The sequence below is a fragment of the Dongia soli genome, assembly GCF_034044715.1.
GTDB lineage: Bacteria > Pseudomonadota > Alphaproteobacteria > Dongiales > Dongiaceae > Dongia_B > Dongia_B soli.
Genome location: NZ_JAXCLW010000001.1, coordinates 878,930 through 903,674 on the forward strand (window position 1 = coordinate 878,930; position 24,745 = coordinate 903,674).

General features: G+C 61.7%; 29 protein-coding genes. 17 read left to right on the forward strand and 12 right to left on the reverse strand.

The annotated features are described in order from the left end of the window. Positions 1 to 110: 110 nt before the first annotated feature. Positions 111 to 830: a LysE family translocator gene (locus SMD27_RS03910; RefSeq protein ID WP_320507015.1), complete on the reverse strand. Its 720-nt coding sequence runs from the start codon at positions 828 to 830 to the stop codon at positions 111 to 113. A 51-nt stretch (positions 831 to 881) separates the two neighbouring features. Here SMD27_RS03910 and SMD27_RS03915 point away from each other — a divergent pair, with 51 nt between their 5' ends. After that, positions 882 to 1,340: a cupin domain-containing protein gene (locus SMD27_RS03915; RefSeq protein WP_320507016.1), complete on the forward strand. Its 459-nt coding sequence runs from the start codon at positions 882 to 884 to the stop codon at positions 1,338 to 1,340. 74 nt (positions 1,341 to 1,414) lie between these two features. Here SMD27_RS03915 and rho read toward each other — a convergent pair whose 3' ends face one another. The 4 genes from rho to hemE form a co-directional block, all read right to left on the reverse strand. Then, entirely contained in the window at positions 1,415 to 2,671 is a 1,257-nt protein-coding gene (rho, locus tag SMD27_RS03920) for a transcription termination factor Rho (RefSeq protein WP_320507017.1), read from the reverse strand. A gap of 385 nt (positions 2,672 to 3,056) precedes the next feature. Further along, positions 3,057 to 3,485 carry a protoporphyrinogen oxidase HemJ gene (gene hemJ, locus SMD27_RS03925; RefSeq protein WP_320507018.1) on the reverse strand — a complete coding sequence of 143 codons (429 nt, stop codon included), beginning with the start codon at positions 3,483 to 3,485 and terminating at the stop codon, positions 3,057 to 3,059. 50 nt (positions 3,486 to 3,535) lie between these two features. Beyond that, positions 3,536 to 4,585, reverse strand: coding sequence for a ferrochelatase (gene hemH, locus SMD27_RS03930; protein ID WP_320507019.1), 1,050 nt, complete (start codon positions 4,583 to 4,585; stop codon positions 3,536 to 3,538). 45 nt (positions 4,586 to 4,630) lie between these two features. Beyond that, positions 4,631 to 5,671 (reverse strand): uroporphyrinogen decarboxylase, encoded by a 1,041-nt coding sequence (gene hemE, locus SMD27_RS03935; protein WP_320507020.1) that lies wholly within the window; start codon positions 5,669 to 5,671, stop codon positions 4,631 to 4,633. A gap of 541 nt (positions 5,672 to 6,212) precedes the next feature. Between hemE and SMD27_RS03940 the strand changes: the two genes are divergently transcribed. Genes SMD27_RS03940 through dnaQ form a run of 6 tightly spaced genes read left to right on the forward strand, consistent with a single transcriptional unit; the run spans position 6,213 to position 10,911 of the window. Continuing rightward, complete coding sequence (locus SMD27_RS03940; protein ID WP_320507021.1) at positions 6,213 to 7,139, forward strand: pyruvate, water dikinase regulatory protein; 927 nt, start codon at positions 6,213 to 6,215, stop codon at positions 7,137 to 7,139. After that, positions 7,140 to 7,733 carry a Maf family protein gene (locus SMD27_RS03945; protein WP_320507022.1) on the forward strand — a complete coding sequence of 198 codons (594 nt, stop codon included), beginning with the start codon at positions 7,140 to 7,142 and terminating at the stop codon, positions 7,731 to 7,733. A 10-nt stretch (positions 7,734 to 7,743) separates the two neighbouring features. Further along, positions 7,744 to 8,640 (forward strand): shikimate dehydrogenase, encoded by an 897-nt coding sequence (locus SMD27_RS03950; RefSeq protein WP_320507023.1) that lies wholly within the window; start codon positions 7,744 to 7,746, stop codon positions 8,638 to 8,640. A gap of 7 nt (positions 8,641 to 8,647) precedes the next feature. Continuing rightward, the gene (gene coaE / locus SMD27_RS03955; RefSeq protein ID WP_320507024.1) at positions 8,648 to 9,271 is read left to right on the forward strand and encodes a dephospho-CoA kinase; all 624 of its coding nucleotides are present in this window, start codon (positions 8,648 to 8,650) and stop codon (positions 9,269 to 9,271) included. After that, on the forward strand, positions 9,271 to 10,161 hold the full coding sequence (locus tag SMD27_RS03960) for a glutamate racemase (protein ID WP_320507025.1): 891 nt from the start codon (positions 9,271 to 9,273) through the stop codon (positions 10,159 to 10,161). Before coaE ends, SMD27_RS03960 begins: the two co-directional genes overlap by 1 nt. Before the next feature lie 21 nt (positions 10,162 to 10,182). Beyond that, the gene (gene dnaQ / locus SMD27_RS03965; RefSeq protein ID WP_320507026.1) at positions 10,183 to 10,911 is read left to right on the forward strand and encodes a DNA polymerase III subunit epsilon; all 729 of its coding nucleotides are present in this window, start codon (positions 10,183 to 10,185) and stop codon (positions 10,909 to 10,911) included. 22 nt (positions 10,912 to 10,933) lie between these two features. Here dnaQ and SMD27_RS03970 read toward each other — a convergent pair whose 3' ends face one another. From SMD27_RS03970 to SMD27_RS03985, 4 genes are all read right to left on the reverse strand, one after another. Then, positions 10,934 to 11,161 (reverse strand): hypothetical protein, encoded by a 228-nt coding sequence (locus SMD27_RS03970; RefSeq protein WP_320507027.1) that lies wholly within the window; start codon positions 11,159 to 11,161, stop codon positions 10,934 to 10,936. Positions 11,162 to 11,258: 97 nt separating this feature from the next. Beyond that, complete coding sequence (secB, locus tag SMD27_RS03975; protein WP_320507028.1) at positions 11,259 to 11,771, reverse strand: protein-export chaperone SecB; 513 nt, start codon at positions 11,769 to 11,771, stop codon at positions 11,259 to 11,261. A 71-nt stretch (positions 11,772 to 11,842) separates the two neighbouring features. Further along, positions 11,843 to 12,433 (reverse strand): histidine phosphatase family protein, encoded by a 591-nt coding sequence (locus SMD27_RS03980; RefSeq protein ID WP_320507029.1) that lies wholly within the window; start codon positions 12,431 to 12,433, stop codon positions 11,843 to 11,845. After that, entirely contained in the window at positions 12,430 to 13,059 is a 630-nt protein-coding gene (locus tag SMD27_RS03985; RefSeq protein WP_320507030.1) for an FxsA family protein, read from the reverse strand. Before SMD27_RS03985 ends, SMD27_RS03980 begins: the two co-directional genes overlap by 4 nt. 196 nt (positions 13,060 to 13,255) lie before the next feature. Between SMD27_RS03985 and SMD27_RS03990 the strand changes: the two genes are divergently transcribed. The 10 genes from SMD27_RS03990 (at position 13,256) to SMD27_RS04035 (ending at position 21,905) form a co-directional block, all read left to right on the forward strand. Next, positions 13,256 to 14,023 (forward strand): Tim44/TimA family putative adaptor protein, encoded by a 768-nt coding sequence (locus SMD27_RS03990; RefSeq protein ID WP_320507031.1) that lies wholly within the window; start codon positions 13,256 to 13,258, stop codon positions 14,021 to 14,023. A gap of 233 nt (positions 14,024 to 14,256) precedes the next feature. Next, the gene (gene mltA, locus SMD27_RS03995; RefSeq protein ID WP_320507032.1) at positions 14,257 to 15,492 is read left to right on the forward strand and encodes a murein transglycosylase A; all 1,236 of its coding nucleotides are present in this window, start codon (positions 14,257 to 14,259) and stop codon (positions 15,490 to 15,492) included. Between the two features lie 50 nt (positions 15,493 to 15,542). Beyond that, on the forward strand, positions 15,543 to 16,364 hold the full coding sequence (locus SMD27_RS04000) for a (Fe-S)-binding protein (protein WP_320507033.1): 822 nt from the start codon (positions 15,543 to 15,545) through the stop codon (positions 16,362 to 16,364). Between the two features lies 1 nt (position 16,365). Further along, positions 16,366 to 17,799, forward strand: coding sequence for a lactate utilization protein B (locus SMD27_RS04005; protein ID WP_320507034.1), 1,434 nt, complete (start codon positions 16,366 to 16,368; stop codon positions 17,797 to 17,799). Then, a complete protein-coding gene (locus SMD27_RS04010) occupies positions 17,796 to 18,449 on the forward strand; it encodes a LutC/YkgG family protein (protein ID WP_320507035.1) in 654 nt (217 codons plus the stop codon). The genes SMD27_RS04005 and SMD27_RS04010 overlap by 4 nt, the downstream gene beginning before the upstream one ends. Positions 18,450 to 18,461: 12 nt before the next feature. After that, entirely contained in the window at positions 18,462 to 19,070 is a 609-nt protein-coding gene (locus SMD27_RS04015; protein ID WP_320507036.1) for a Smr/MutS family protein, read from the forward strand. Next, positions 19,070 to 19,423 carry a helix-turn-helix domain-containing protein gene (locus tag SMD27_RS04020; RefSeq protein WP_320507037.1) on the forward strand — a complete coding sequence of 118 codons (354 nt, stop codon included), beginning with the start codon at positions 19,070 to 19,072 and terminating at the stop codon, positions 19,421 to 19,423. Before SMD27_RS04015 ends, SMD27_RS04020 begins: the two co-directional genes overlap by 1 nt. Before the next feature lie 111 nt (positions 19,424 to 19,534). After that, positions 19,535 to 20,338 carry an undecaprenyl-diphosphate phosphatase gene (locus SMD27_RS04025; RefSeq protein WP_320507038.1) on the forward strand — a complete coding sequence of 268 codons (804 nt, stop codon included), beginning with the start codon at positions 19,535 to 19,537 and terminating at the stop codon, positions 20,336 to 20,338. A gap of 40 nt (positions 20,339 to 20,378) precedes the next feature. Further along, entirely contained in the window at positions 20,379 to 20,885 is a 507-nt protein-coding gene (locus tag SMD27_RS04030; protein WP_320507039.1) for a DUF1993 domain-containing protein, read from the forward strand. Positions 20,886 to 21,089: 204 nt separating this feature from the next. Further along, a complete protein-coding gene (locus tag SMD27_RS04035; protein ID WP_320507040.1) occupies positions 21,090 to 21,905 on the forward strand; it encodes a hypothetical protein in 816 nt (271 codons plus the stop codon). A gap of 1 nt (position 21,906) precedes the next feature. Here the strand turns inward: SMD27_RS04035 and SMD27_RS04040 are convergent, their stop codons facing one another. The 3 genes from SMD27_RS04040 to SMD27_RS04050 form a co-directional block, all read right to left on the reverse strand. After that, positions 21,907 to 23,334: a C69 family dipeptidase gene (locus SMD27_RS04040; RefSeq protein ID WP_320507041.1), complete on the reverse strand. Its 1,428-nt coding sequence runs from the start codon at positions 23,332 to 23,334 to the stop codon at positions 21,907 to 21,909. Between the two features lie 161 nt (positions 23,335 to 23,495). After that, positions 23,496 to 24,011 (reverse strand): G/U mismatch-specific DNA glycosylase, encoded by a 516-nt coding sequence (gene mug, locus SMD27_RS04045; protein WP_320507042.1) that lies wholly within the window; start codon positions 24,009 to 24,011, stop codon positions 23,496 to 23,498. Next, positions 24,008 to 24,643 (reverse strand): TetR/AcrR family transcriptional regulator, encoded by a 636-nt coding sequence (locus tag SMD27_RS04050; protein WP_320507043.1) that lies wholly within the window; start codon positions 24,641 to 24,643, stop codon positions 24,008 to 24,010. Before SMD27_RS04050 ends, mug begins: the two co-directional genes overlap by 4 nt. Positions 24,644 to 24,745: the final 102 nt, after the last annotated feature.

Here is a 24,745-nt window from a genome sequence, read left to right on the forward strand (position 1 = left end):
GAGGCCACCATCATATCAGGAAACCAGCCATAAGACCCTAGTCGCAGCCCATGACCGTTGCGTTATCAGGATATGACCGAAGCGTGTCAGTGCAGTGGGGGGCCAGCTTGTCAGCGATGCTGGAGCGTCAGACGGAGGCCGAGCGCGCAATAGATGCCGCCGACGATCTTGCCCTGCAATTTGAGAACCGTGGAATTGCGGCGCAGCAAATGACCGAGGCGGCCAGCGCAAAGGGCAAAGATCACGGTGCTGAGAAAGCCGAGCACGACAAAAACAAGACCGAGGATTGTCAGCTGCAGCGCGACCGGACCGTTTCCGGCTCGCACGAATTGCGGCAGGAAAGCGAGGAAGAACAACGCCGTTTTCGGGTTCAACAGCTCGGCCAGGACGGCTTGGCGAAAGGCTTTGCCCGGAGTGATCTGTAGGGTCCTTGCAAGGACATTTGCCGGGCTCTTTTCGAAAATGGCGCGCAAGCCCAGATAGAAAAGATAAGCCGCGCCGAGATATTTGATGATGCTGAATAGCAGGGCAGAGGTCGCGATGAGCGCCGAGAGGCCGATGATCGCCAAAGCCGTGTGAACCAGATCCCCGGCCGCGATGCCGAGGCCGGTTGCGATACCCGCCTTGGTGCCCGATCCGGTTGACCGGGCGATGGTGAGAAGCGTGGCGGGTCCGGGGATAAAGACAAAGCCGAGCACGATCGCGCCATAGGTCGTCAAGGTCGCCAGATCGATCCTGCTTTCAGCTCTCCGTTTATTTTCCTGGGACGCTTGAAAGTAAGCCACCCGGGCCTGGCAAATGCAACTGAGCAGCCGGCGCGTTGCCGTCACCGCCCGTCTCTGCCATCATCGCTTCGTGGAGGAGACGCCGAGGAGAAGGGCATGTCGCAAAGCACCGCATCTTCGGATTCCATTGTCAGGATCGGCCGGCTGGAAATCCGCTACTTGATGGATGGCACGGTCAGCGGCGCCGGCTTCGGCATGTTCGAGCTGATCGTGCCGCCCGCCGCACCAGTCCCGCCGCCCCATGCCCACCGGGATAATGAAGAACTCGTCTTTGTGCTCGACGGCAAGCTGCGCTATTCGGTTGGGGATGAAACACGTGATCTCATCGCCGGCGACCACATGTACACGCCGCGTGGCGCCGTCCATGCCTTCAGCAATCCGCATGCCCAGACTGCCCGCGCGCTGATCACCCTGACCCCGGATATCGGTGCACAATATTTTCGCGATGTCGCCGCTGCCGTCGGTGATGCCGGTGGAGCGGATCGTGCAAAGTTGCTCGAGGTGATGGCGCGTTACGGATTGCAGCTGGCAGCAGCGAAGCCGGCTCCGTTGTAGCTTCCACGTTCCGAAAGGAAAAAAAGGCGGCCCGTGACGGTGCCGCCCTTTTCTTGTCCGATTGTTCCGGCCGATTACTGATTCATCGACTGGAAGAAATCGTTGTTGGTCTTGGAATGCTTCAGCTTGTCGAGCAGGAATTCCATCGCATCGGTGACGCCCATCGGCATCAGGATCCGGCGCAGCACCCACATCTTGCTGAGCGTGCCCTTGTCGACCAGCAGCTCTTCCTTGCGGGTACCCGACTTGGTGATGTCGATCGCCGGGAAGGTGCGCTTGTCGCTGAGCTTACGGTCGAGGATGATTTCGGAGTTACCGGTGCCCTTGAATTCTTCGAAGATGACTTCGTCCATGCGGCTGCCGGTATCGATCAGCGCGGTGGCGATGATGGTGAGTGAACCGCCTTCTTCGATGTTACGCGCGGCACCGAAGAAACGCTTCGGTCGCTGCAAGGCATTGGCGTCGACACCGCCGGTCAGCACCTTGCCCGATGAAGGGACAACGGTGTTATAGGCACGGGCGAGACGGGTGATGGAATCCAGCAGGATGATGACATCGCGCTTATGCTCGACCAGGCGCTTCGCCTTTTCGATCACCATTTCCGCGACCTGGACGTGGCGCGCCGCCGGTTCGTCGAAGGTCGAGCTGACAACCTCGCCCTTAACCGAGCGGGCCATGTCTGTGACTTCTTCCGGCCGCTCGTCGATCAGCAGAACGATCAAATAGCATTCGGGATGATTCATCGCGATCGAATGGGCGATATTCTGCAGCATCACCGTCTTACCGGTGCGCGGCGGCGCGACGATCAACGCGCGCTGGCCCTTGCCGATCGGCGAGATGAGATCGATGACCCGGCTGGTGATGTCCTTCTTGGTCGGATCCTCATTCTCCATCTTCAGCCGCTCATCGGGATAGAGCGGCGTCAGATTGTCGAAATTGATCCGATGACGCAGCTTGTCCGGCTCGTCAAAATTGATCTTGTTAACCTTCAGCAGCGCGAAATACCGCTCGCCATCCTTGGGCGCGCGGATTTGACCTTCCACCGTATCGCCGGTCCGCAGCCCGAAACGTCGCACTTGGCTGGGACTGACATAGATGTCGTCGGGACCCGGCAGGTAATTCGCCTCCGGACTGCGCAAGAAGCCGAAGCCGTCCTGGAGGATTTCCAAAACGCCATCGCCGAAGATGGCGGTGTCGTTTTCCGCCAGTTGCTTGAGGATGCCGAACATCATGTCCTGGCGCCGCAGATTACTGGCATTCTCAATCTGCAGGTTTTCGGCAAATTCCAGGAGTTCGGCTGGTGTCTTACGCTTTAGATCTTGAAGATTCATGGGTTTTTCTTGGGGGGTTTGAGTCAGGCTGGGCTTGACTGAAGCAGCTTGGGATGGCGTTTCGCCGGCCTTTTCAGGGAGACCGATTTTGACAAGTCCAGCCCTTCTTTGCCCCTTACCGGCGCCGTTGCCGGCACCATGATTTTGATCTTCTTCGTCGGGAGGCTGAATTGGCAGGTGGCCCCATCCCCGGGCCTTCAATCGCGTGTACCGTGAATGGCGCGACCTGTCAAATAGAGAATCGCATTTCCCTGTTGTAAGAGCGCTGTTCGGCCCAGCAATGCTTAAAATGAAACTATTAGGTAATAGATATATCCAGAAGAGACAGTTTCAAGGAGGTTATTTCAGGGGCCTCCAGACCATCTCAACAACTGAACTGAACGGTTTAGAATGGTTTGAGGACGACCAGAATAACGATTCCGATCATCAGGACGGTCGGCACTTCATTCATTACCCGATAGAACTTGGCGCTGTTTGTATTGGCATCCTCGGCGAATTTCTTGCGCCAGCGAGCATAGGCGGCGTGGGTAATCTGCATCAGGATCACCAGGGTCAGCTTGCCGTGCAGCCAGCCTTCGCGCCAGTCATCCCCAAGATAAGCGAGCCACAGGCCGAAAACCCAGGTTGCCAGCATGGCGGGATTGATGATCCCTCGCAGCAGCCGGCGTTCCATCACTTTGAAGGTTTCGGACAGTTCCGAGCCCGGCTTGGCATCGGCGTGATAGACGTAAAGCCGCGGCAGATAGAGCATGCCGGCCATCCAGGCGATGACCGAGATGATATGTGCCGCCTTGACCCAGCTGTATAAATCCATGGTTTTCCCGATTCCCGATACGCATAACGGCGGGCCGCCGTGGCGTTACCTTATCCCAGCGCCTTGCAGACGCAACGCGACCAGTCGGCGCAGAAATGCTGTCCCATCCCGTCTTGCACGCTTTCCGGCTTGCCCAGGGCCTGGCGCACCAGTCGCGAGAGCCCGACGATGAAATCCGGCTGTGCCCCCACCGTCGGCACCCGGATATAGGCTGGCGCCTGGCGCGCATCGGCAAGATGGCGATACTCGATATCGAGCTCGACCAGGGTCTCCGAATGTTCCGACACGAAGGCGACCGGCACCACGACGATCGCGCGGTCGTTTTCCGCCGCCTCAACGATCACGTCATCGGTCGAGGGACCAACCCATTCGAGCGGTCCAACCCGGCTCTGAAAGGCGGTTTTCCAGTCGCTTTCCCGAAGATCGAGCCAAGACGCTACCGCCCGCACGCTGGCGGTCACCTGGGCTACATAGGGATCGCCGTCATCAACCACCTTTTTCGGCAGCCCATGGGCGGAAAAGACTACCAGGGGCTTCGCTTGGGGAGCGATCCGCGCCGCCTCTTCCAACCCGGCCTGGGTGGCACGTGCCAGAGCGGTAATGAAGCCCGGTTCCGTGGGATAGCAGCAGATCAGCTTCTGCGGTGCGGTCAAGCGGTGCCGCTTCGCCGCTTCCTGCCAGACCCGGTAGGAGGAGGCCGTCGTGGTGGTGGAAAATTGCGGATAAAGCGGCAGGAGTACCACTTCGTCTGGCGCATAATCGCGCACCGCCTTCACCACTTCATCCGTCATCGGCTGCCAATAGCGCATGCAGATGAAGGTCTTCACGTGGCCAAGATCGTTAAGAGCACGGGTCAGTGCAGCTGCCTGTTCTTGCGTATTGGGCAGGATCGGGGACCGGCCCCCCATCTTTTCGTAGATCTCATGGGCGATCGGCGCGCGACGCCGGGCTATGACCTGCGCGACGATCCAGCGCAAAGGTGTCGGCAAGCGGATGATGCTGGGATCGAAAAAGAGATTGAAGAGAAAGGGCCGAACGGCGGACTGGCTATCCGGTCCGCCCAGATTGAACAAAACAACGGCAATACGGCGTTCAGCCATTCTTCTCCCCGCACTGGAACCGCAGCAATCCGCAGCCCAGATCCGCTAAGCCTTCCAGTTGCGGATCAGTTCCGCCAAGGCAGCGACATGTTCCGGCGGCGTTTCCGGCACGATGCCATGACCCAGGTTGAAGATATAGGGGCGGCTGTTCAATCCCGCCAGCAGGCTCGTCACGCTGCGCTGCATCGCCTCCCCCCCTGCCACCAGGATCTGCGGATCGAGATTGCCTTGCAAAGCGAATTGACCGGGCATGGCATTGCGCGCCCAATCCGGCGGCACACCGGTATCGAGGCCAAGACCCTGCATGAAACCGGCCTGAGCGAAATCGAGATAACCTGCCCCGACGCCGCGCGGAAAAACAATGACCGGGACGGCCGGATATTTAGCCCGCAAGCGGCTCACGATGTCACGGCAGGGCTGCAGCGACCAGTCGATCATCGCCGCATGATCTAGGGCGCCGGCCCAGGAATCGAAAAGCTGCACCACCTCGGCGCCGGCCTCGATCTGCGCTGCCAGATGCCTGGTGGTGGCCTCGATCAAAAGATCGATCAGGCGCTTGAACAGAGCCGGGCGTTGGTAGATCCAGCTCTTCGCCTTGGCGTAATCGCGGCTGCCACAGCCTTCAATCATGTAGCTGGCGACTGTCCAGGGCGCGCCGGCAAAGCCGATCAATGCGGTTTCCGCCGGCAGCTTCGCCCGGAGATCGGCGACAGTCTGATAAACCGGCCCCAAATGCGGCACCACCCGATCGACCTGCAAGTCCCGCAGATCGTCTTCCGGATTAAGTGCATCCAGAACAGGGCCGCGGCCTTCCTCAAAACGCACTTTCTGGCCGAGACCGTCAGCCACCACGAGAATGTCGCAAAAGAGGATCGCCGCATCCATGCCGAAACGCCGGATCGGCTGCAGCGTCACTTCGGCCGCCAGATCGGGATGATAGCAGAGATCGAGAAAAGACCCCGCCTTGGCCCGTGCCGCACGGTATTCGGGCAGGTAACGGCCGGCCTGTCGCATCAGCCAGAAAGGAGGCCTTGCCAGGGTTTCGCCCTTCAGGCTGCGCAGGATCAGTTTGTCGCTCGTCATCATCTCTATGATCTCAAATCCGGCACGTGAATGGGAGGCTTTGCGGAAAGATGTGGGGCTAAGCCAAGCGGGATTTCCGGTCTATCCCAGGGAACCCCCTCACCACTACCTCATTACTATAAGAATCTGAATCTTATAGTGGTTTTTGTTGCGGCGTGAATCCTGTGAATCCCCGTTATCCGATCGATCGTCGAGTAACTCGGGGGATAACTTCTTGCCGGCTCGGCCGATAATTATGCACAGGCCCCTGTGGATGAAGCCTGTATAACCGCGGAAAAACCGAGCGCCTGAATAGGCGGAATCCAGTGCATAGCTGGCCACTGATTCTTATCCACCGGATTCATCTTGTTCCTGCCGGGCCCCTTCTATCGGGATAAGACTCTCCAAGCCGATCGGATGAGTGGGTGCAAGTTCCCCCAGTGGCGATCACGCACATTTTATCCCCGTCTTCTTCAGCAGTTTTCCACAGTTTCCTTGTGGATCGATCGGGGCTGGACCGGTATGTTCCAGTTAAGGGTATGCGTTGAAGCGAAGGGTGCGGCGGATGGGCCAGTATAGCGAGGCGCCAAGTGAAAAATCCGGCGACAAGGCCGGCCGGGGCGAAGCGGAGCGAAGCGCCTTTCACCTGCATCTGGTGTCGGATGCCACGGGCGAGACCATCAATAGCGTGACACGCGCCTGCTTGGTGCAATTCGAGAATATCCAGCCGATCGAACATAGCTGGACACTGATTCGTACACCGGGGCAGATGGAGAAGGTCCTGGCGGGAATTGCCCAGAATCCCGGGCTGGTTCTCTACACCGTGGTCAATGACCGGCTGCGGACCTTGCTGACCGATGGCTGCCGGCAGCTTAACGTTCCCTATGTGCCGATCCTGGATCCGGTAATTGCTGCTTTGGCGGTGCATTTCGGCCAGCAAGCGCGGGGCCAGTCGGGCCGCCAGCATGAACTGGATGCCGGCTATTTCGCCCGGATCGAAGCGATGGATTTCGCGCTCTCCCACGATGACGGACAATCGAGCCGGTCCTATTTCGAGGCTGATGTGATTTTGGTCGGCGTGTCCCGTTCGTCGAAGACTCCGACCGCGATCTATCTCGCCAATCGCGGCATTAAAGTTGCCAATGTGCCGATCGTGCCGGGCTGCCCCATGCCCCCCGAACTCTTCAGCGCGCGCAGTCCGCTGGTTGTCGGGCTCACCAAGGATGCAACGCAGCTGGTACAGATCCGGCGCAATCGGCTGCAGATGCTGGCGCAGGATGACGACACGAATTACGTCGACATCGATGCTGTGCGTGAAGAGGTCGCGCTTGCGCGTCGGCTTTGTACCGAGAATGGCTGGCCCGTCATCGATGTGACGCGCCGCTCGATCGAGGAAACCGCTGCGACGATCATGACCTTGCTGCAGCAGCATCGCGACCGGCTGCATCTGGCACCCTATAGCAATGGCAGCACCAAATTGCAGGCGCGCTAGGTGTCCCTGGTTCTTGCGTCAGGCAGCGCAGTCCGGGCAAGGATGCTGGAACAGGCTGGTGTGGCGATCGAGGTGAGTGTCGCCGCGATCGATGAGAGCACCATCAAGGACAGTTTGCGGGCCGAAGGTATCGCTGTCGAACGCGTCGCGGAGGCGCTGGCGGAAACCAAGGCCAGGCGTGTGGCGTCCCGCTTTCCCGGCCGTTTCGTACTGGGTGCCGACCAGATGCTGGAGATCGAGGGCAGCTGGCTCGACAAGCCTGCTGATATTGTCGAGGCGCGCCGGCATTTGCAGCAGCTGCGCGGCCGCTCGCATCGCCTGATCTCCAGCGTGGTACTGATCAAGGACGAGACACGGATCTGGCATCATTCCGCGGATGCCCATCTCCGGATGCGCAATTTCAGCGATGCCTTTCTCGAGGCCTATCTCAGGGAAAACAGCCCGCAGATCCTGACATCCGTCGGCGCCTATCAGCTTGAGGGGCTAGGCGCACAGCTTTTCGATCGCATTGATGGGGATTTCTTCACCATTCTCGGCTTGCCTTTGCTGCCGGTCCTGGCCCAGCTTCGGCAGCACAGCCTTATTGCAACTTAACGGAACGTCCATGTCGCTAACCTTGCCACAGCCGCCGCGTGAAACCCTGACCGGCAAGTCGTTGATCGCCGGTGTCTTCGGCTGGCCTGTCACCCATTCGCGCTCGCCGCGTTTGCATGGTTATTGGCTCAAGCATTACGGGATCGACGGCGCCTATATCCCCTTCTCGACCCATCCCGCGCAATTCGAAACTGCCTTGCGTGCTTTGCCCGCGCTGGGATTTCGCGGTGCCAACGTAACGCTGCCGCATAAGGAAAAGGCCCTTGCTTGCATCGACCAGGCAACCGAACGGGCGCGTCGTATAGGTGCCGTAAATACCGTCATGGTGCAGGAAGATGGCACATTGCTGGGTGACAACACCGATGGCTTCGGCTTTCTCGAACATCTGCAGGCAAGCGCTGCAAACTGGCGGGCCGGCGACGGCCCAGCGGTGGTGTTGGGAGCCGGCGGTGCATCGCGTGCGATCGTGGTCGCGCTACTTGATGCTGGCGTGCCGGAAATCCGGCTCGTCAATCGCACCACGCGCCGGGCGGAGGAAATTGCCGAAGCGCTTAATACCGCAGCGGACCGACGCATTACCGTGCATGATTGGGATCACCGCGCCGCGATCCTCGATGGGGGGGCCCTGCTGGTGAATACAACGCAACTTGGTCTTGCCGGACAGCCGGCGCTGGAAATCGATCTTGCGCAGCTACCTGTTTCGGCGGTGGTCGACGATATCGTCTATGTGCCGATGGAAACGTCTTTGCTGGCAGCCGCGAGGAAGCGCGGCAATGCCGTCGTCGACGGCCTCGGCATGCTGCTGCATCAGGCACGGCCGGGATTTGCCGCCTGGTTCAAGGTGGAACCGGATGTGACGCCGGCTTTGCGCGATTTCGTGCTGGCCGATATACCCGGCGCCAAATGAGCCGCGCATGATCGTTCTTGGCCTCACCGGTTCGATCGGCATGGGAAAATCGACCGCCGCCGCAATGCTGCGACGGATCGGTATCCCGGTGCATGACGCCGATGCGGCAGTCCATCGGCTGATGGCAAAGGGCGGTGCAGCAGTACCGGCAATTGAGGCGGCCTTCCCCGGCGTGGTGCGTGACGGTGCGGTTGATCGCAAAGCGCTGGGTGCAAAGGTCTTTGGTCATCCGCAGGAATTGCAGCGATTAGAAAAGATCCTGCATCCGATGGTGCAGGCCGTGGCGCGGCGCTTCGTGCAGCACGCGCGGGCGCAGCGGCGCAGGATGGTGGTGCTCGATATTCCGCTGCTCTATGAAACCGGCGGTGAGAAACGATGCGATGCCGTCATCGTCGTCACTGCGCCGCGTTTCCTGCAACGGGCCCGTGTTCTGGCGCGCCCGAATATGACGCCCGAACGGCTGACGCAGATCGAGAAACTGCAAATGCCCGATGCGGAAAAGCGCCGCCGCGCCGATATCCTCATCAATACCGGCCTTGGCCGCCGCACCGCCTTTCGCGCCCTGCGCCGGGCCTTAAGCGAGCTGCCGGGACGGCAAAAAAAGGCGCAACAGAAGCGCCGCGCCTCCTGATGCCCTTCTGGTCGCAGCCTGAGCGGGGCTCGGCGATCGGTGTTTTCGATTCCGGCCATGGCGGACTGACCATCCTGCGGGGTCTGGTCGACCGGCTGCCGCGCCAGCGTTTCATCTATCTTGGCGACCATGCCCATGCGCCCTATGGGTCTCGGCCGGCAAAAGAGATCGTCGATTTGACGCGGATGAATGCAACACGATTGTTCGATCTTGGTTGCCGCCTCGTCATCCTCGCCTGCAATACGGCAGCCGCCGTGGCCTTGCGCGAACTGCAACGAGATTGGCTGCCGCAAGCCTATCCCAACCATCGTCTTCTCGGCGTGTTGGTGCCGATGGTCGAAGCCATTGCCCGCACCAGCTGGTATAGCGATGTGCCCGACCGATCGGTGATCGAAGACGGCTCGGCCGGCGAAACCGTGGCGGTCTTTGCGACGACGGCGACCGTCGCCGCCGGTTCATATGTGACCGAAGTGAAAAAACGTGCAGCCCGCACGCGCGTCATCCAGCGAGCCTGTCCCGAACTGGCCGGGCTGATCGAACAGGATGCCGGCGATGCGGCGATCGCGCCCATCGTCGAGAGCCATGTCGCAGCCTTGCTGGGCACCGCTGGCAGCGTGCCGGAGAAAGCGGTGCTCGGCTGCACCCATTACCCGCTCATCCAGCATCTCTTCCGCGCAGCTTTGCCGGCGCAAACCGAAATCCTGTCGCAGCCGCGCCGGGTGGCGGAAAGCCTGACGGCTTATCTGTGGCGGCATCCCGATTACCGGCAATTCGAAATGGAGCCACCGGCGCCGCTTTGTTTCACCAGCGGCGACCCTAACCGCGTCTCCATGCTTGCCAGCCGCTTCTTCGGCGGGCATCTTCGGTTCCAGTCATTGCCATCGATTTGACGGATCAAAGGCGGCTCCGCAATGAATGCAACTCATCAGAATATGCCTCAGCAGAGTGTCCCGCGCGAAATCGTGCTCGATACCGAAACCACCGGTTTCGATCCGCTGAATGGCGATCGGCTGGTGGAGATCGGCTGCCTGGAACTGATCAATCACGTACCGACGGCCCGCACCTTCCACGTCTATCTCAATCCCGAACGGCCGATGCCGGAAGCAGCCTTCAAGGTGCATGGCCTCTCCGATGAATTTCTGGCCGATAAGCCGAAATTCGCCGAGGTGGCTGACAAGTTCGTGGAGTTCATCGGCGATGCGCCCTTGGTCATTCACAATGCCGAATTCGACATGAAATTCCTCAATGCCGAATTGGAGCGGATCGGCAAGCAAGCCATGCCGATACAGCGGGCGGTGGATACGGTGAAGCTGGCGCGGCAGAAATTCCCCGGCTCCCCGGCCAGCCTGGATGCTTTGTGTAAACGCTTCAACATCGACAATTCGGCCCGTACGCTGCACGGCGCGCTGCTCGACGCCCAATTGTTGGCCGAGGTCTATCTGGAATTGCTGGGTGGCCGTCAGGCGGGGCTGGTGCTGGAAACCGAGGTCGAAATCAGCGCCGATCTCATCATCGCGACCAGCCCGGCGGCCAGCGGCAAGGCGATCCGCCCGCCCCGGCCCCATGCGGCATTACCGGAGGAGTTGGAACTCCATGCCGCCTTTATCGCAAAATTGAAGAATGCCGTCTGGCTGCAATAGCCGCGGCTCCTCAACCCGTCCTTTATTGTTGCCTTTCAATAACCGGTTTCGTTGCGGATAGAACGCTGTAGCCGAGGCCGACTGATAAGGCGCCGACCAGCAGCACCGCGAAAACCGTGACATAGCGCTTCTTGCGGGCGCGGGAGCGGCGGCGGCTGATCGGCCGCGAGCCATAGCCGATCACCGGCCCGGCGGTGAGATCGCGACCACGAAAGATCGGCCGGCGCGTTCCGGCATTGATCGAGTGCATCGGTTGCGTCCTTTCTTCGTTCGTCAACAGGCGATCGCCGGCCCTGATCCTCTCAGGACCGATGATCGCCTAGCGTTTGTTACAATGAGGGCGACGGTCAGTTGACCGTCTGGTTGCCGTCGCTCTGCTGCGCCATCATTTCGCCCCGCTTCTCGCGATAGAGCGCGGCGAAATCGATCGGGTTGACGAAAAGCGGCGGGAAACCGCCGGCTTGGATCGCCAGGGCGATCAGATTGCGGGCGAAGGGAAACAGCAGGCGCGGCGCCTCGATCATGATCAAAGGCAGCACCACGTCCTGCGGCACGCGGCCAAGACGGAACAGGCCGGCATATTCGCATTCGACCATGTAAACGGCCTTGTCGCCGGCCTTGGCCTCGACAGAGAGGAACAAGGTCACTTCAATATCGGGCGGCGACTTCGGATCGACCCGCACGTCGACCCGGATGGTGCCGGTCGGTGCTTCGGTGAGGTTGGTCAGGGAATCAACGCCGCCGGGATTTTCGAAGGACATGTCCTTCAAATACTGGGTCACCACCTGCAAGGGGAAACCGCCCTCTTGCTGCTGGTTAGCTTCCTGTCCGCTGTTGGCCTGATCCTGATTTTCCGCCATTTCGTTCACCTGGTCATTGGATTGGCGCCCGGGCTATCACGGATACCCGGAGGGATCAAGCCGGCAGGCGGTCACACAGGTATTGGCGGCGGTTGTAAAGACGGATGTTCCAAGGCGGCGGCGGAATGCCGGCTGACATCAAAGGAGACCAGTTCGGCATTGCGGGCTTCGTAGCCGGTCAGGCCGCGGATGAAGCCCCAATGACTGATGACGACGACCTCGCGCCAGTCGGCCCAGGAACCGGCCTGGCGGTGAAAGGCGCGGCAGCGTTCCAGCAACTGCGCCCGGGTCTCGTCGAGCGAGGACCACCAGGTTTCTGCCAGATGGCCGAAGGATAGGGATGGCCAAGTCAGCGACAGGCGGCTGGCGGGTGTGCCGACATCGCATTGATAGAGGGCATGCTCGCGTACCAGCGGATCGATCTCCACCGGTAGATCCAGCGCCTCGGCGATGATGGCTGCCGTCTGCAGGGTGCGCGTGTAAGGGCTGACCAGCAGCCGGCGGATCACCCTGCCCGCCTCGATCTGACGCAATTCGTCAGCCGCCCGGCGCACCTGGGCGCGGCCCTGTTCGGTCAGCGGCGCGTCGATGATGCCGGGGTCGATGCCGGTTCGGTTGAAAGCGGCATTGAACTCTGACTGGCCGTGGCGGATCAAAATCATTTGTCGTCCTCAATATCGATGATCGGCCGGCGCGGCTCTCCATTTCTCTTTTTGCGCTCGCCCGGCTGGTGCCGCGGCTCCAGCACTTCGGCAGCCTGGCCGGGCGGTTCTGGCGTTTCCTCCGCTTCCGTCGCTACCTCACGATATTCGGCGTCGTAAATGACGGTGGTGCCGCCCGCCGTCCTCCCGGCTGCGGTGCGAAGATCGAAATAGCGGGCCAACCGGCGGATCAGCCAGTTACGGGTTGCCGGCAAGATCACCAGCAGGGCCATCAAGTCGCTGAAGAAGCCGGGCAGGATCAGCAGCAAGCCAGCGGCAACGAAGCAGGCACCATCGACTAGGCTATGACCAGGTTCCTGTCCTTGCGCCAAAGCCAGACGCAGCCGGCCGATCATATCAAGCCCGCTGCGCCGGATCAGCCAAAGGCCCAGAAAGGCAGAGCCAAGCACCGCAAGCAGGGTTAACGCGATGCCGATAATATCGGCGACCCAGACGAAGCCGACGATTTCCAATACCACCAGCAGGATAAATCCCAGCGAAATCAAGCCCGGCAAAGCGCGCGCCGGAATGCCGCGGCCGTTCTGCCGACCTCGCTTGTGCCGATCTGGGCCGGATCGCCGCGCCATCGCTTGCTCTTTCCCGGTCGATTACCTATTTAATCCGTTAGGAAAAGCACTTAGCCTAAACCATCAGGCAGGTCCAGCGAGCCGGTCCGAAGAGGATGGCAGACCCGAAGGTGATGCCAGCAGCGTGAAAACCTGGGCAGGACCGGCAAGGCCGATGATGTAGAGCGCCGAAGACGTGAGCGAGGAGTACCCGCCGATGCCCCTGGATCTGATTTTTTTCGCCATTGTGGCCGTTTTCCTTGGCTGGCGACTATATACCGTCCTCGGCCGGCGAACGGGCAATGAACGCTCTTTCGATCCTTTTGCCAAGTCCAATCGCGACAATGCCGGCGCTAATGGCGGCCGCGGCAACGAGACGGCCAATGATACCGGCCGGGCCGATTCCGGGCGTGGCCAGGACCGGCTGCCGGAAGACGGCCAGAAGCCGGCCGGCAATGTGGTCCAATTGCCGCGCGACCAACGCCGGATCGAGGCCGCCATTGCGGCTTTGCCGGAAGAGGTGCGGCGTGGCCTCGAGGCGATCGGCAAGGCCGATGCGAATTTCAATCCGGTGGAATTCGTGACCGGTGCCAAGATTGCCTTCGACATGATCCTCACCGCTTTCGCCAAGGGCGACAGCCTGGCCCTGCGGCCGCTGCTGAATGACGAAGTCTACCGCAATTTCAACAACGCCATCCTGGAGCGTCAGAAGCTGAACCACAAATTGTCGACCACACTGGTCGGCATCATCAGCCACGACATCGTCTCTGCCGAACTGATCGGCGAAGGCAGTCGCCAGGAAGCCCGCATCGCCATCAAATTCACCTCGCAGCAGATCAATGTCACCACCGACAGCGCCGGCGAGGTGGTCGATGGCAGCGCCAGCGACGTCGCCACCATTGTCGATGTCTGGACTTTCGCCCGCCAGGTGAAGGCGCGCGATCCCAACTGGCAGCTTATCGCCACCGATAGTCCGCAGCACTGATCGTTGCAGGGTCGATGACGAAGAGCGGGGGAGCGGGACGCCGCGGCCAAAGCCGTCGTAGCGCGGGTCAGCGGAAAAAGGCAGGCAATGGGACGCCAGCGCAGAGCAGGGCGCCGGCACAAATGCGGCCGCGCCATGAGCAGCCGCAGGAAAGCAGCGAGCCGTTCGTGCCGATGACGCCTTCGACACCGTCCCAGAAGCCAGTTCGGCAAAAATCAGCAAAACAACCATCGATGCGGAAAACGCACAGATCGGCAGGCAATCGATCCGGCCGCCAGAAACGCCTCGGCACCTGGCGTCACCGTCTCGGCCAGTTGCGCGCCGGGACCGTGATTTGTCTGCTGCTCAGTCTCGCCGGTTGCGAGACGACCGGACCGTCCACGTCCTCACCGCCGGTGACCGCTTTGCCGCCGCCGGGTAAGCTGGTTCTACAGCCCGCCAGCTTCGATGCTATGCCTGGCTGGGGAACGGATCGGCTGGGCGAAGCTCTGCCGGCGCTGCTGCGCAGTTGCAATGCCATCGGCAAATTGCCATCCGATCGGCCGCTCGGTCCGGATGGTCTTGCCGGCACGCCGGCCGACTGGCAGATGCCCTGCCTGATTGCCCGCAATCTGCCGCCGGGCGATGACAGAGCGATCGCCAATTACTTCCAGAACATTTTCCGGCCCTACCTCGCACTCGACAGCAATGGCAGGCCGGGGCTGTTCACTTCCTATTTCGAGCCGGAGCTGCTGGGGTCGCGTAAAAAGACGGCCGTCTTCAATGTGCCGCTCTACCGCGCGCCACCGGCGCCGGTCACCTATAGCCGGGCCGAGATTGATACTGGCGCGCTGGCCGGGCGCCATCTGGAGCTTCTCTGGGTTGCCGATCCGGTCGATGCCTTCTTCCTGCAGGTCCAGGGTTCAGGCCGGATCCGTCTTCCTGACGGCACCATTCAGCGGGTGGGCTATGCTGGGGATAACGGTCAGAAATTCGGTCCCATTGGCCGCATGATGATAGATGCCGGCTTGGTCGATCGCAAGAACGCCTCGATGCAGGCGATGCGGGACTGGCTGAAGGCCCATCCTCAGGAAGCCATCGGCTGGATGCAGAAAAATCCCCGCTACATCTTCTTCCGCGAGATCAAGGGCGACGGGCCGATCGGCGCGCAGAGCCAGCCGCTGACGCCCGGCCGCAGCCTTGCCGTCGATACCGGCTATCTCGCCCTCGGTCTGCCGCTCTGGCTCGACACCACCTGGCCGGTCGATCATGGTGGCAGCAAAAAGGGCGATCCTTTCCGCCGCCTGATGGTTGCACAGGATATCGGCGCGGCGATCAAGGGACCGGTGCGCGGCGACATCTTCTGGGGCAGTGGCGACGAAGCCCTGCGCTTTGCCGGCAACATGAAGAGTACCGGCAACTACTATATCCTGCTGCCGGCCGATGTTGCGGCACGGCGCCAGCCGGTGCTGAGCGAGGTGACGCCGTAAGCGCGGCGTTATATTTTCATCCGAACGATTCCAGCCGGTGACATGAGCCGATGTCCGAGACAGCCATCAAGAACACAGCGAGCGGCCCTTTAGCGAGCGAGACGCCGCGCGATGTGGCCCTGTTCGTCACCTGCCTGGTCGATTTCTTCCGTCCCAATGTCGGCTTCGCGGCGATCAAGTTGCTGGAACGCGCGGGCTGCCGGGTCAGCGTGCCCGCCGCACAAACCTGCTGTGGTCAGCCGGGCTATAACAGCGGCGATGCTGCCAGCGCCGCCGCCATCGCGCGGCGCGTGATCGAAGTTTTCGAGAAATACGATTATGTTGTCGTGCCCTCGGGATCCTGTGCGGGCATGATCTCGCATCATTACCCGAAGCTCTTGGGCGAGGATAAGCGCTATGCGGAGCGGGCGCGCAAACTGGCCGCCAAGACCTTCGAACTCACGCAGTTCCTGGTCGATATTTGCGGCCTGACGACATTGGATGTCAGTCTCGACCGCAAAGTCACGTTTCACGATTCCTGCTCCTCGCTGCGAGAGATGCGGGTGAAGGCGCAGCCGCGCACGCTGCTCGGCCAAGTGGCCGACCTCAACTTCCGCGAATTGCCGGATGGGGAATCCTGTTGCGGATTCGGCGGTACCTTCTGCGTCAAGTATCCCGAGATTTCCGACCGCATGGTGACGGAAAAGCTGGCCAATATCGAAAAGAGCGGCGCCGATCTGCTGCTTGCCGGCGATCTCGGCTGCCTCCTCAACATGGCCGGCAAACTGAAGCGTGAGGGCAGCAAGGTCGAATCCCGCCATATCGCCGAGGTATTGGCGGGCTTGCTGGAGGAGCCGGCGATCGGCGAAGCGGCAAGCCGCGAGGAGCGCTAGGATGGAATCGACCGCCGACCGTTTCGTCGACAATGCCCATCGCGCTTTGGCCGATGAAACGCTGCAGCAGGCCATGGGGCATGTGCGGGTGAACTTCATCGAGAAGCGCCGCCTGGCGGTCGAGGCCCTGCCGGAATTCGAGGCGCTGCGTCAGGCGGGGCGGAACATGCGCGACCGGGTGCTGGCCGATCTCGACAAACATCTATTGGCCTTCGAAGCCAAGGTGCTGGAACAAGGCGGCCAAGTGCATTGGTGCGTCGATGCGGAAGCCGCGCGCAACAAGATCCTAGAGATCTGCCGAGAAGCCGGGGCGCGCCGCGTCACCAAGGGCAAGACCATGATCGGCGAGGAGATCGGCATCAACGAGTTCCTCGCCGCCCATGACATCGAGCCGGTGGAAACCGATCTTGGCGAATATATCATCCAGCTGCGGCATGAAGCGCCCAGCCATCTGGTCGCTCCGGCAGTGCATGTCACCCAGAAGCAGGTAGAAGAAACCTTTCGCCAGGTGCACCGCGATCTCGATGCCAAGCGGGATCTCAGCGAGCCGCGATCTCTCCTGAGCGAGGCCCGCACCAAGCTGCGGCAGAAATTCGTCACCGCCGATGTCGGCATCACCGGCGCCAATTTCCTGGTGGCGGAAACCGGCTCCAGCGTCATCGTCACCAATGAAGGCAATGGCGATCTCACCCAGACCTTGCCCCGGGTGCATATCGCGCTGGCCTCGATCGACAAGGTGGTGCCGACGCTGGACGATCTGACGGTGCTCCTGCGGCTGCTGGCGCGTTCGGCGACCGGCCAGGAAATGTCGGTTTACACGACGTTGTCGACCGGGCCGCGGCGGGAAGAGGATCATGACGGGCCCGGCGCCTATCATGTCATCCTGCTTGATAATGGCCGCAGCAAAATGCTCGGCACGCCGAAACAGGATCTGCTCCGTTGCATTCGCTGTGCCGCCTGCCTCAATCATTGCCCGGTCTATCAAGCGGTCGGCGGCCATGCCTATGGCTGGGTCTATGCCGGGCCGATCGGCGCTGCCCTGACGCCCGCCTTGATCGGCCTCGATCATGCCGCCGATTTGCCCAATGCGTCGACCTTGTGCGGCCGCTGCGAGGCGGTCTGCCCGATGCAGATTCCCCTACCCGATATTTTGCGCTACTGGCGTGAAGAGGAATTCAAGAACGGCGCCGCAAAGCCTGGTCGTGCGTCACAGTCGATCCGGCGCGGCTTGCGGCTCTGGGCTTTTCTCGCGCGCCATCCTCGTCTTTACCGCTTCGCGACCGGAATTGGGCGACGGATATTGGCGGGACGCGCCGGGCGCGCCGGACGTCTTGACAAGGTGCCTCTTGCTGAAGGCTGGACCGTCAACCGCGATCTACCGGCGCCCAGCAAACGCGGCTTTCATGCATTGTATCGGAAAGAGTATCGGGGATGAGCGATCGCGATACCGTCCTGGCGGCGATCCGCGCCAATAAGAAAGCCCTCCCCGCGGATAGGCCGAAAGCCGAGCCGCTACCGGTACCGGCACGCGGCCAGGTCGAAGGGGCAAAGCGGCGCGATCTTTTCATCCGGATGGCACAAGCGGCTTCGGCCAGTGTCGAGGTGCTGACCTCGCCGGAAGAGGTGCCGGAAGCCGTGGCCAATTACCTCGTCGCACAGAATCTCCCCGCGCGACTGGTGCTCGCTTCCGATCCGGCGATCGCCAATCTGCCTTGGCACGATTATCCGATGATCGCCCATCGGATTGGCGCGGCGACGGTGCAGGATCACGCCGCGCTGACCGTCGCTTTCGCCGGCATCGCCGAAACCGGGACGCTGGCCTTGCTTTCGGGCGCCGAGACGCCGACTACGCTCAATTTCCTGCCCGAACATGCTTTGGTTTTGGTCACGACCGACGATCTTTGCGGCACCTATGAGGAGCTCTGGTTGCGCCTGCGGGCGGCGACCGACAATGGCGCCTATTGGCCGCGCACCGTCAATCTGATCACCGGCCCCTCGCGCAGCGCCGATATCGAGCAGCAATTGCTCTTGGGCGCCCATGGGCCGATCAAGCTGCATATCCTGCTGCTTGATCTCGATGCTTGAGACGCACCGGGGATGAGCAAGCGGCGGCCAACCCAGGCGGAACTGGAATTATGGCAGCTGATCGCCAAGACGGCCCAACCGCTGCCATCGCGCCGCCGCAGGCGGCGGGCGGTGGAAGCCCAGGCGGAAGCCGCCGCTGCGGCAACTCCGGCTGAAACGGCAAAGAAATCGGCAAAGGCCGCCAAGTCAAAGGCGGCCTCTCTACTGCCGCCTGCCCCACCTCCCGTGCCCCTGGCGAAGATCCACGATCTCAGCCATGGCGTGACCATCGGCATCGATCGCCGCCAGGCCGACCGCTTTCGCCAGGGCCGGCTGGAGATCGACGGCAAGATCGATCTGCATGGCCGCACCCAGGCAGAAGCGCATGACGCGCTCCATGCCTTCATCCATCGGGCCCATCGCGCCGGCAAACGCTGTTTGCTGGTGATCACCGGCAAGGGCGGCGTGAAACTGGCCGGTGTGGGGAGCAGTGAGGAGCGGACCCGCGGCATCCTGCGCCAGGCCGTGCCGCGCTGGCTGAATGAACCGGGATTGCGGCGCTATATCCTGGCCTTCGATCATGCCCGGCCGCAGCATGGCGGTGAAGGCGCCCTCTATGTCCTATTGAAGCGGGATCGCTGATGACGCCTTTCGGCGAAAGATTGCGGGAATTGCGCGGCGCCAAGAAGCGGCAGCTGAAGGACATGGCCAAGGCGCTCAAGGTGAGCCCAGCTTATCTCTCGGCGCTGGAACATGGCCATCGCGGCAAGCCCAGCCCCGGTCTGGTGCAGCAGGTCGCCGCTTATTTCAATCTCGCCTGGGACCAGGTCGATGAGCTGAAGCATCTCGCCGAACTCTCCGATCCCAAGGTCACGCTGGATACCGGCGGTTTAACGCCGGCGGCGACTGAATTGGCGAACCGGCTGGCGCGCGATATGGCGGCGCTGGACGATGTCACGGTGGCGCATTTTCTCGACATCCTGCGGCGCAGATGAGATGCAATGCCGTGCTGGCTAACCGTCTCCTGACAATGTCACGAAAATATTTTCGGCCAGACGCAAGGTCACGCTTGCGCGGCGGGCCGCTCGCCGGTAAGCCGCTTGGGCATGGATAACACGCTGCTCTCTGCCCTGCTCCTGGGCGCTGTGGAAGGCTTGACCGAGTTCATACCGGTCTCTTCCACCGGTCATCTCATCCTGGTCGGCGATCTGCTCGGCTTCCAAGATGAACTCGGTAAGCTTTTCGAGGTGGTGATCCAGCTGGGCGCCATTCTGGCGGTACTGGTCGTCTCCCTGCGCCGCCTGCTCGGCGTGCTCTTCGGGCTCGGCAGCGATCCTGGCGCCCGGCGTTTTGCGCTGGCGGTCATCCTCGCCATCATCCCGGCCGGCATCCTCGGCTTCCTGCTGCATGATTTCATCAAGGACGTGCTGTTCTCGCCCTGGGTGGTCGTGGTCAGCCTGGTCGTCGGCGGCTTCGCCATCCTCGGCGTCGAACGTTTCGCGCCGCAGCCCCGTTATGAGACCATCGAGCGCATGCCCTGGACCACGGCGCTCGGCATCGGCCTTTGCCAGTGCCTGTCGCTGATCCCGGGCGTCTCGCGGGCCGGCGCCACGATCCTTGGCGGCGTCGCACTCGGGGTTGATCGCCGCATCGCCACCGAGTTCTCCTTCTATCTCGCCATTCCCATCATGCTGGGGGCGAGCCTGCTGGATCTCCTGAAAAGCAACGTGCCGCTGGATGCCCATGCCGCGACCATTATCGGCATCGGCTTCGTCACGGCTTTCATCGTCGCCCTTATTATCGTGCGCGGCCTGATCGCCTTCGTCGGCCGGCATGGTTTCAAGCCCTTCGCCTATTATCGCATTCTCATCGGCCTCGTTTGGGGTGCTCTGCTCGCCGCACGCGGCTGACGTCAATCTGCTGACTTCAATCCTTACAGGGAACGGTTCCATGACGATCTCGATGTATCAAGCCTCGGTCCCGGTTTTTATCCGGCAGCTCACCAATCTCGCCGCGATCCTCAAGAAGGCCGAAGAACATGCCGAGGCAAAGAAGATCGACCCCTCGGTCTTCATCAATGCCCGGCTGGCGCCGGATATGTATGCCCTGGCACGCCAGGTGCAGATCGCATCCGACGGCGCCAAAGGCTGCGCCGCCCGCCTGGCCGGGATCGAGGTGCCGAGCCATCCCGATACCGAAACCACCTTCGCCGAACTGCAGGCCCGTATTGCCAAGACGGTGGATTTCCTGAAGGGCATCAAGCCGGACCAGATCGATGGCAGCGAAGAGCGGACGGTCACGTTGAAAATGCGCAACGGCGACGTCAGCTTCCGTGGCCAGCCCTATCTGCTGAATTTCGTCCTGCCCAATCTCTATTTCCACTACACCACGGTCTACGCCATCCTGCGGCATAACGGCGTCGAGATCGGCAAGATGGATTATCTCGGCGGGATCTGACGGCGACGCGCCACCTCTGCCTGGAAGATGAGCGGCCTGGTCTGTGAAGGAAGCTTGCAAGCGCCTTTCTTGACAGCCCGGCCGCTTTCCTGCATCTAGCAGCCATCAAACGCCGCCCATCTGCGGTCCGACCTGCATCCGCCGCCGAGTCCTGTCGAAGGGCGGTCCGGATGATCCGTCCGGCAGGCGGAAGATCGCATCCAAATGTTCACCGAGTTCTGGCTTCCCCTCCTCGTCAAAGCCCTAGCAACGGCGTCACTCGTTGTCGCTGCTTCGGTTCTCTCGGAAAGGCTCGGGCCGATCTGGGGGGCCCTGATCACGAGCCTGCCGATATCGGTGGGACCGGCCTATGTGTTCCTAGCGCTCAAACATGATAACGGTTTCGTCGCGGCCAGCGCCCTGAGCAGTTGCGCGGCGAATGGGGCGACCGGCCTGTTCCTGATCACCTATGGTTTGCGGGCAGCGAAGGCACCTGTCTGGAACAGTCTCGGCCTGGCGATCGGCATCTGGTTCACCGCCAGCTTGGCGATCCAGGCGGTCGATTGGACGCCGCTCACGGCAAGCGCGATGAATATCGCCGTCTATGGCGCCGGCTTTGTGCTGCTGCCCAGTGACCGAACCGCCACGGCGAGGAAGAGTCAGTTACGGAAAGGCCGGTGGTTCGAACTGCCGCTCCGGGCGATCGCAGTAGCCGCTTTCGTCGTCACTGTCGTCCTTGCGAGTTCGGCGCTGGGATCCAAGGCGACAGGCATTGCCACCGTCTTTCCCCTCAGCTTCACCTGCCTGCTCGCCATCCTGCGAGCACGCCTCGGCGGCTCTGCCACGGCGCTCCTGGCCAGTACCGCCCTGCGCTCGATGCTGGGTTTTGGTGCCGCGCTTCTCGTATTGCATCTCACCATCCAGCCGCTGGGTGCGGCGGCCGGCCTGAGCCTTGCCCTGATGGTGTCCGTTTGCTGGTCCGCCGGACTTCTTGTCCAGCGCGCCCAGGCGGGGGCCCGTCGCCGGCCAATGGAAGTCTAGCCTACCAGATCTGCTGCATCGCCAGCGGCTTCGTGGTCATGTTGAGTGCGTCCTGCGCCCGCAAGCGTACATAAGCCGCCTCAGCCAGCGCCTCGCAATCATGCAGCGCTTCCTCCAGCCGGTTGCAGCTGAACGCGGTCAGGATGTGCCGGGCCAGATCGCCTTGCCCGCCATCGAGCAACAAGCCGGCCGCGGCGACGGTTTTCGTCAGCGCCGCGTTCGTCCTCTGCTCGACCAGGCGCCAATGTCCCGATATCTCGGCGAATAAGGGCTCGGGTTTTTGGAAGACGAGATGCATCAAGCGCTTGAAGGATTGGACCGCCGAGCGCGCGGATTCGGCACCCTGGGGAATGATGGATACAGAATCCTTGTCACCCAGCTCTTTGCGGCGATCGAGGAAGCGATGGCTTTCCCCGAATGTCAGATATCGATGCGGGCCATAGGAAAGCGGGACGTCATCCTGTCCCATGAAGACCGGCAGAAGCGGCGCGGTGACCGGACCGATCGGCGCATGCCACATCATGCGCAGCTCGGTATGGCGCGGATCGGTCAAGGGGACAACCTGGCCATAGCCGGCGGTGTCGCCGGTCAGGCGCTCGGTGCTGATCGCCCAGAAGATATCTTCAAGCGAGATCTTTTCCGGCCGTGCTGCGCGCCGGCGCATCTCCGCTTCGATCCAGGACGCACCCGCCCAGGGACCCTTGCCGTCGCCGTAGATGCGATTGACGTCAAAGGAACCGCCGCCCGGTTCGTACCATCCCTGCTCGATCGCGGTATCGAAGAAATGCGCCGGGAACAGGAAAGTCTCGGTCGGCTTCTCCGGCACGACACCGATATAGCCCGGGCGGGAGGCGCGGATGCTGTCGCTCCCCAATCGCTCGGCAACCCACAATTTTTTGCCGCCGGCAAATTCGATCACGACCCAGGCTTCGCGGGAATCCGCAATGATGTGCGAATTGCCGCCATAGGTCGAATAGCCATATTCCTCGATCAGCCGGCCGATCAGCTCGACGCCTTCGCGTGCCGTGCGAGCCTGCTCAAGAACGAAACGCGCAAGATCCGAATAATTCGGACCGGTCTGCTCCTTAGGTGTCATCGCGATCAGCTCGGCGCGGGAGGTCGACCAGATATCGCGGACCGCGACGCCATATTCGTTCAAGCCGCCATTGGTCAGCGGCGCCGGCACGCCGCGGAAGTAGCTGTAGCTGACACGGATGTTGCGCGCGGTCTCACTCGCTTGCGGTATCTCGATCAGGCGGCCCGGCATATCGGCTTCCGGCGTTACGCCGACGGTGACTTTCGTGCCGGCTGCGTGGGCGGCGCGCGGGCATATTTCCAGCCAGTGGCTGCTCGGCTCATCGCCGTAACCGGCGAGATAGGCGATGCCGTCGGCGGTCAGATTGCTGCCGATATAAAGGCCGTAGCTCATCTTGGTCCCCTGGAAATGCTGCGTGTCGTGATGGAAGGCGGCGCGCAATGAGCGCCGGCCGGATCGATGGCGGGTTTTCGCACGAACCATCCTATTGGGCAATGAATGCGGGCCCGGTAGCCGTCATTTGCCCGTTCTTGGCGACAAGTGGGGCGAGCCCGCTATTTTCGCGGCTCCGTTGCCTGGCGAAGCTGGCGATAAGCCGTGACCAACTGCTCAAGGCTGAAAGCGCGGTTCCGACCGCTGGGATTGGGCAAGACCCACACCATTGCGTCGCCCATGCTCATCGACTGGCTTCCCCAGCCGATGTCACGCTGACCGGACAAGGCGCAATAGGCTGCCTTGCCGAGGAAAGCCACATAGCGCGGCTTAAAGCGGATGATCTTTTGTTCAAAATCCGCCTTGGCGCCGGCGAATTCCTCGGCCAGGACTTGATCCGCCCGTGCCGTCGGGCGACCAACGACGGCCGTCAGGCCGCATCGGTAATGCAGGATCGTGCGGTCGTCTTCGGGAGGTATCTCGTTCGGCGTGAACCCGGCCAGATGGATCACGCGCCAGAAGCGGTTGCTCCTGCTGACAAAGTGATGTCCCGCAACCGCTGCCGACAGGGCGGGATTGATGCCGCAGAAGAGCACGGAAAGCCTCTCGGCGATGATATCCGGAAGCGTGCCGGTCATCCGCAGATTACCTCGACCGCCTTGGACGCCAGCTCCCGCAGTTCGGCACGCGGGATGCCAGCCCGGGCGCGGATGGCGATAGTATGCATCATGGCCGTGGCAAGGACGGCGAGCGCGGCGGGATCCGCCTCTTTCTTCAGCTCGCCTTGCTCACGCGCACGCCGGAAACGGGTTTCGAAACCGGCATCGAAGGTCCGTATCCCTGCCGCGAGACTGTCGCGGATTTCACGATCTTCGAGCGCCTCGGTTACCGCGGTGCCGACCACGAAACAGCCCTGGGCCGGCCCGGCGCCCGAAAAATAAATCGCCATCGCCCCGTCATAGACCCGCATCAAGGCCTCATCCAGTGGGAGGTCTTCGGCGAGCGCCTCGCGCATTGACGCGAAGGCAAGCTGCCAATAACGTGAGAGCACCTCAAGATAAAGCGCATGCTTATCGCCGAACGCCGCATAGAGGCTTGGCTTGTTCATGCCGGTCGCAGCGGCGATATCGTCGAGCGACGTACCGGAAAACCCGCCCCGCCAGAACGTCTCCGTGGCGCTCCGGAGCGCTGTTTCCGGATCATAGGACCGGGGCCGGCCGCGCCCCCGAGCTGAGCGACCGGGCTCTGTCTTCGTTGTTTTTTGTACCATCTAGTAAAAATCCCTTGACCTTGGATCTCCCTGACTATATTTGTTCGATGCGGTACAAAAATCAATAGGGCGTCGAACTATCAAGAGCAGGCAACAGTCGCT

Coding starts and splice junctions, on each gene's coding strand:
- hemJ (WP_320507018.1), bottom strand. CDS start 3,485: ATGGATTTATACAGCTGGGTCAAGGCGGCACATATCATCTCGGTCATC.
- mug (WP_320507042.1), bottom strand. CDS start 24,011: ATGACCGGCACGCTTCCGGATATCATCGCCGAGAGGCTTTCCGTGCTC.
- coaE (WP_320507024.1), top strand. CDS start 8,648: ATGATCGTTCTTGGCCTCACCGGTTCGATCGGCATGGGAAAATCGACC.
- SMD27_RS04025 (WP_320507038.1), top strand. CDS start 19,535: ATGGATAACACGCTGCTCTCTGCCCTGCTCCTGGGCGCTGTGGAAGGC.
- SMD27_RS03990 (WP_320507031.1), top strand. CDS start 13,256: ATGCCCCTGGATCTGATTTTTTTCGCCATTGTGGCCGTTTTCCTTGGC.
- SMD27_RS03960 (WP_320507025.1), top strand. CDS start 9,271: ATGCCCTTCTGGTCGCAGCCTGAGCGGGGCTCGGCGATCGGTGTTTTC.
- SMD27_RS03915 (WP_320507016.1), top strand. CDS start 882: ATGTCGCAAAGCACCGCATCTTCGGATTCCATTGTCAGGATCGGCCGG.
- SMD27_RS04030 (WP_320507039.1), top strand. CDS start 20,379: ATGACGATCTCGATGTATCAAGCCTCGGTCCCGGTTTTTATCCGGCAG.
- SMD27_RS04010 (WP_320507035.1), top strand. CDS start 17,796: ATGAGCGATCGCGATACCGTCCTGGCGGCGATCCGCGCCAATAAGAAA.
- SMD27_RS03985 (WP_320507030.1), bottom strand. CDS start 13,059: ATGGCGCGGCGATCCGGCCCAGATCGGCACAAGCGAGGTCGGCAGAAC.
- SMD27_RS04035 (WP_320507040.1), top strand. CDS start 21,090: ATGTTCACCGAGTTCTGGCTTCCCCTCCTCGTCAAAGCCCTAGCAACG.
- SMD27_RS04005 (WP_320507034.1), top strand. CDS start 16,366: ATGGAATCGACCGCCGACCGTTTCGTCGACAATGCCCATCGCGCTTTG.
- dnaQ (WP_320507026.1), top strand. CDS start 10,183: ATGAATGCAACTCATCAGAATATGCCTCAGCAGAGTGTCCCGCGCGAA.
- mltA (WP_320507032.1), top strand. CDS start 14,257: ATGCGGAAAACGCACAGATCGGCAGGCAATCGATCCGGCCGCCAGAAA.
- rho (WP_320507017.1), bottom strand. CDS start 2,671: ATGAATCTTCAAGATCTAAAGCGTAAGACACCAGCCGAACTCCTGGAA.
- SMD27_RS03980 (WP_320507029.1), bottom strand. CDS start 12,433: ATGATTTTGATCCGCCACGGCCAGTCAGAGTTCAATGCCGCTTTCAAC.
- SMD27_RS04040 (WP_320507041.1), bottom strand. CDS start 23,334: ATGAGCTACGGCCTTTATATCGGCAGCAATCTGACCGCCGACGGCATC.
- SMD27_RS03950 (WP_320507023.1), top strand. CDS start 7,744: ATGTCGCTAACCTTGCCACAGCCGCCGCGTGAAACCCTGACCGGCAAG.
- SMD27_RS04000 (WP_320507033.1), top strand. CDS start 15,543: ATGTCCGAGACAGCCATCAAGAACACAGCGAGCGGCCCTTTAGCGAGC.
- hemH (WP_320507019.1), bottom strand. CDS start 4,585: ATGGCTGAACGCCGTATTGCCGTTGTTTTGTTCAATCTGGGCGGACCG.
- secB (WP_320507028.1), bottom strand. CDS start 11,771: ATGGCGGAAAATCAGGATCAGGCCAACAGCGGACAGGAAGCTAACCAG.
- SMD27_RS03940 (WP_320507021.1), top strand. CDS start 6,213: ATGGGCCAGTATAGCGAGGCGCCAAGTGAAAAATCCGGCGACAAGGCC.
- hemE (WP_320507020.1), bottom strand. CDS start 5,671: ATGATGACGAGCGACAAACTGATCCTGCGCAGCCTGAAGGGCGAAACC.
- SMD27_RS04050 (WP_320507043.1), bottom strand. CDS start 24,643: ATGGTACAAAAAACAACGAAGACAGAGCCCGGTCGCTCAGCTCGGGGG.
- SMD27_RS04015 (WP_320507036.1), top strand. CDS start 18,462: ATGAGCAAGCGGCGGCCAACCCAGGCGGAACTGGAATTATGGCAGCTG.
- SMD27_RS04020 (WP_320507037.1), top strand. CDS start 19,070: ATGACGCCTTTCGGCGAAAGATTGCGGGAATTGCGCGGCGCCAAGAAG.
- SMD27_RS03970 (WP_320507027.1), bottom strand. CDS start 11,161: ATGCACTCGATCAATGCCGGAACGCGCCGGCCGATCTTTCGTGGTCGC.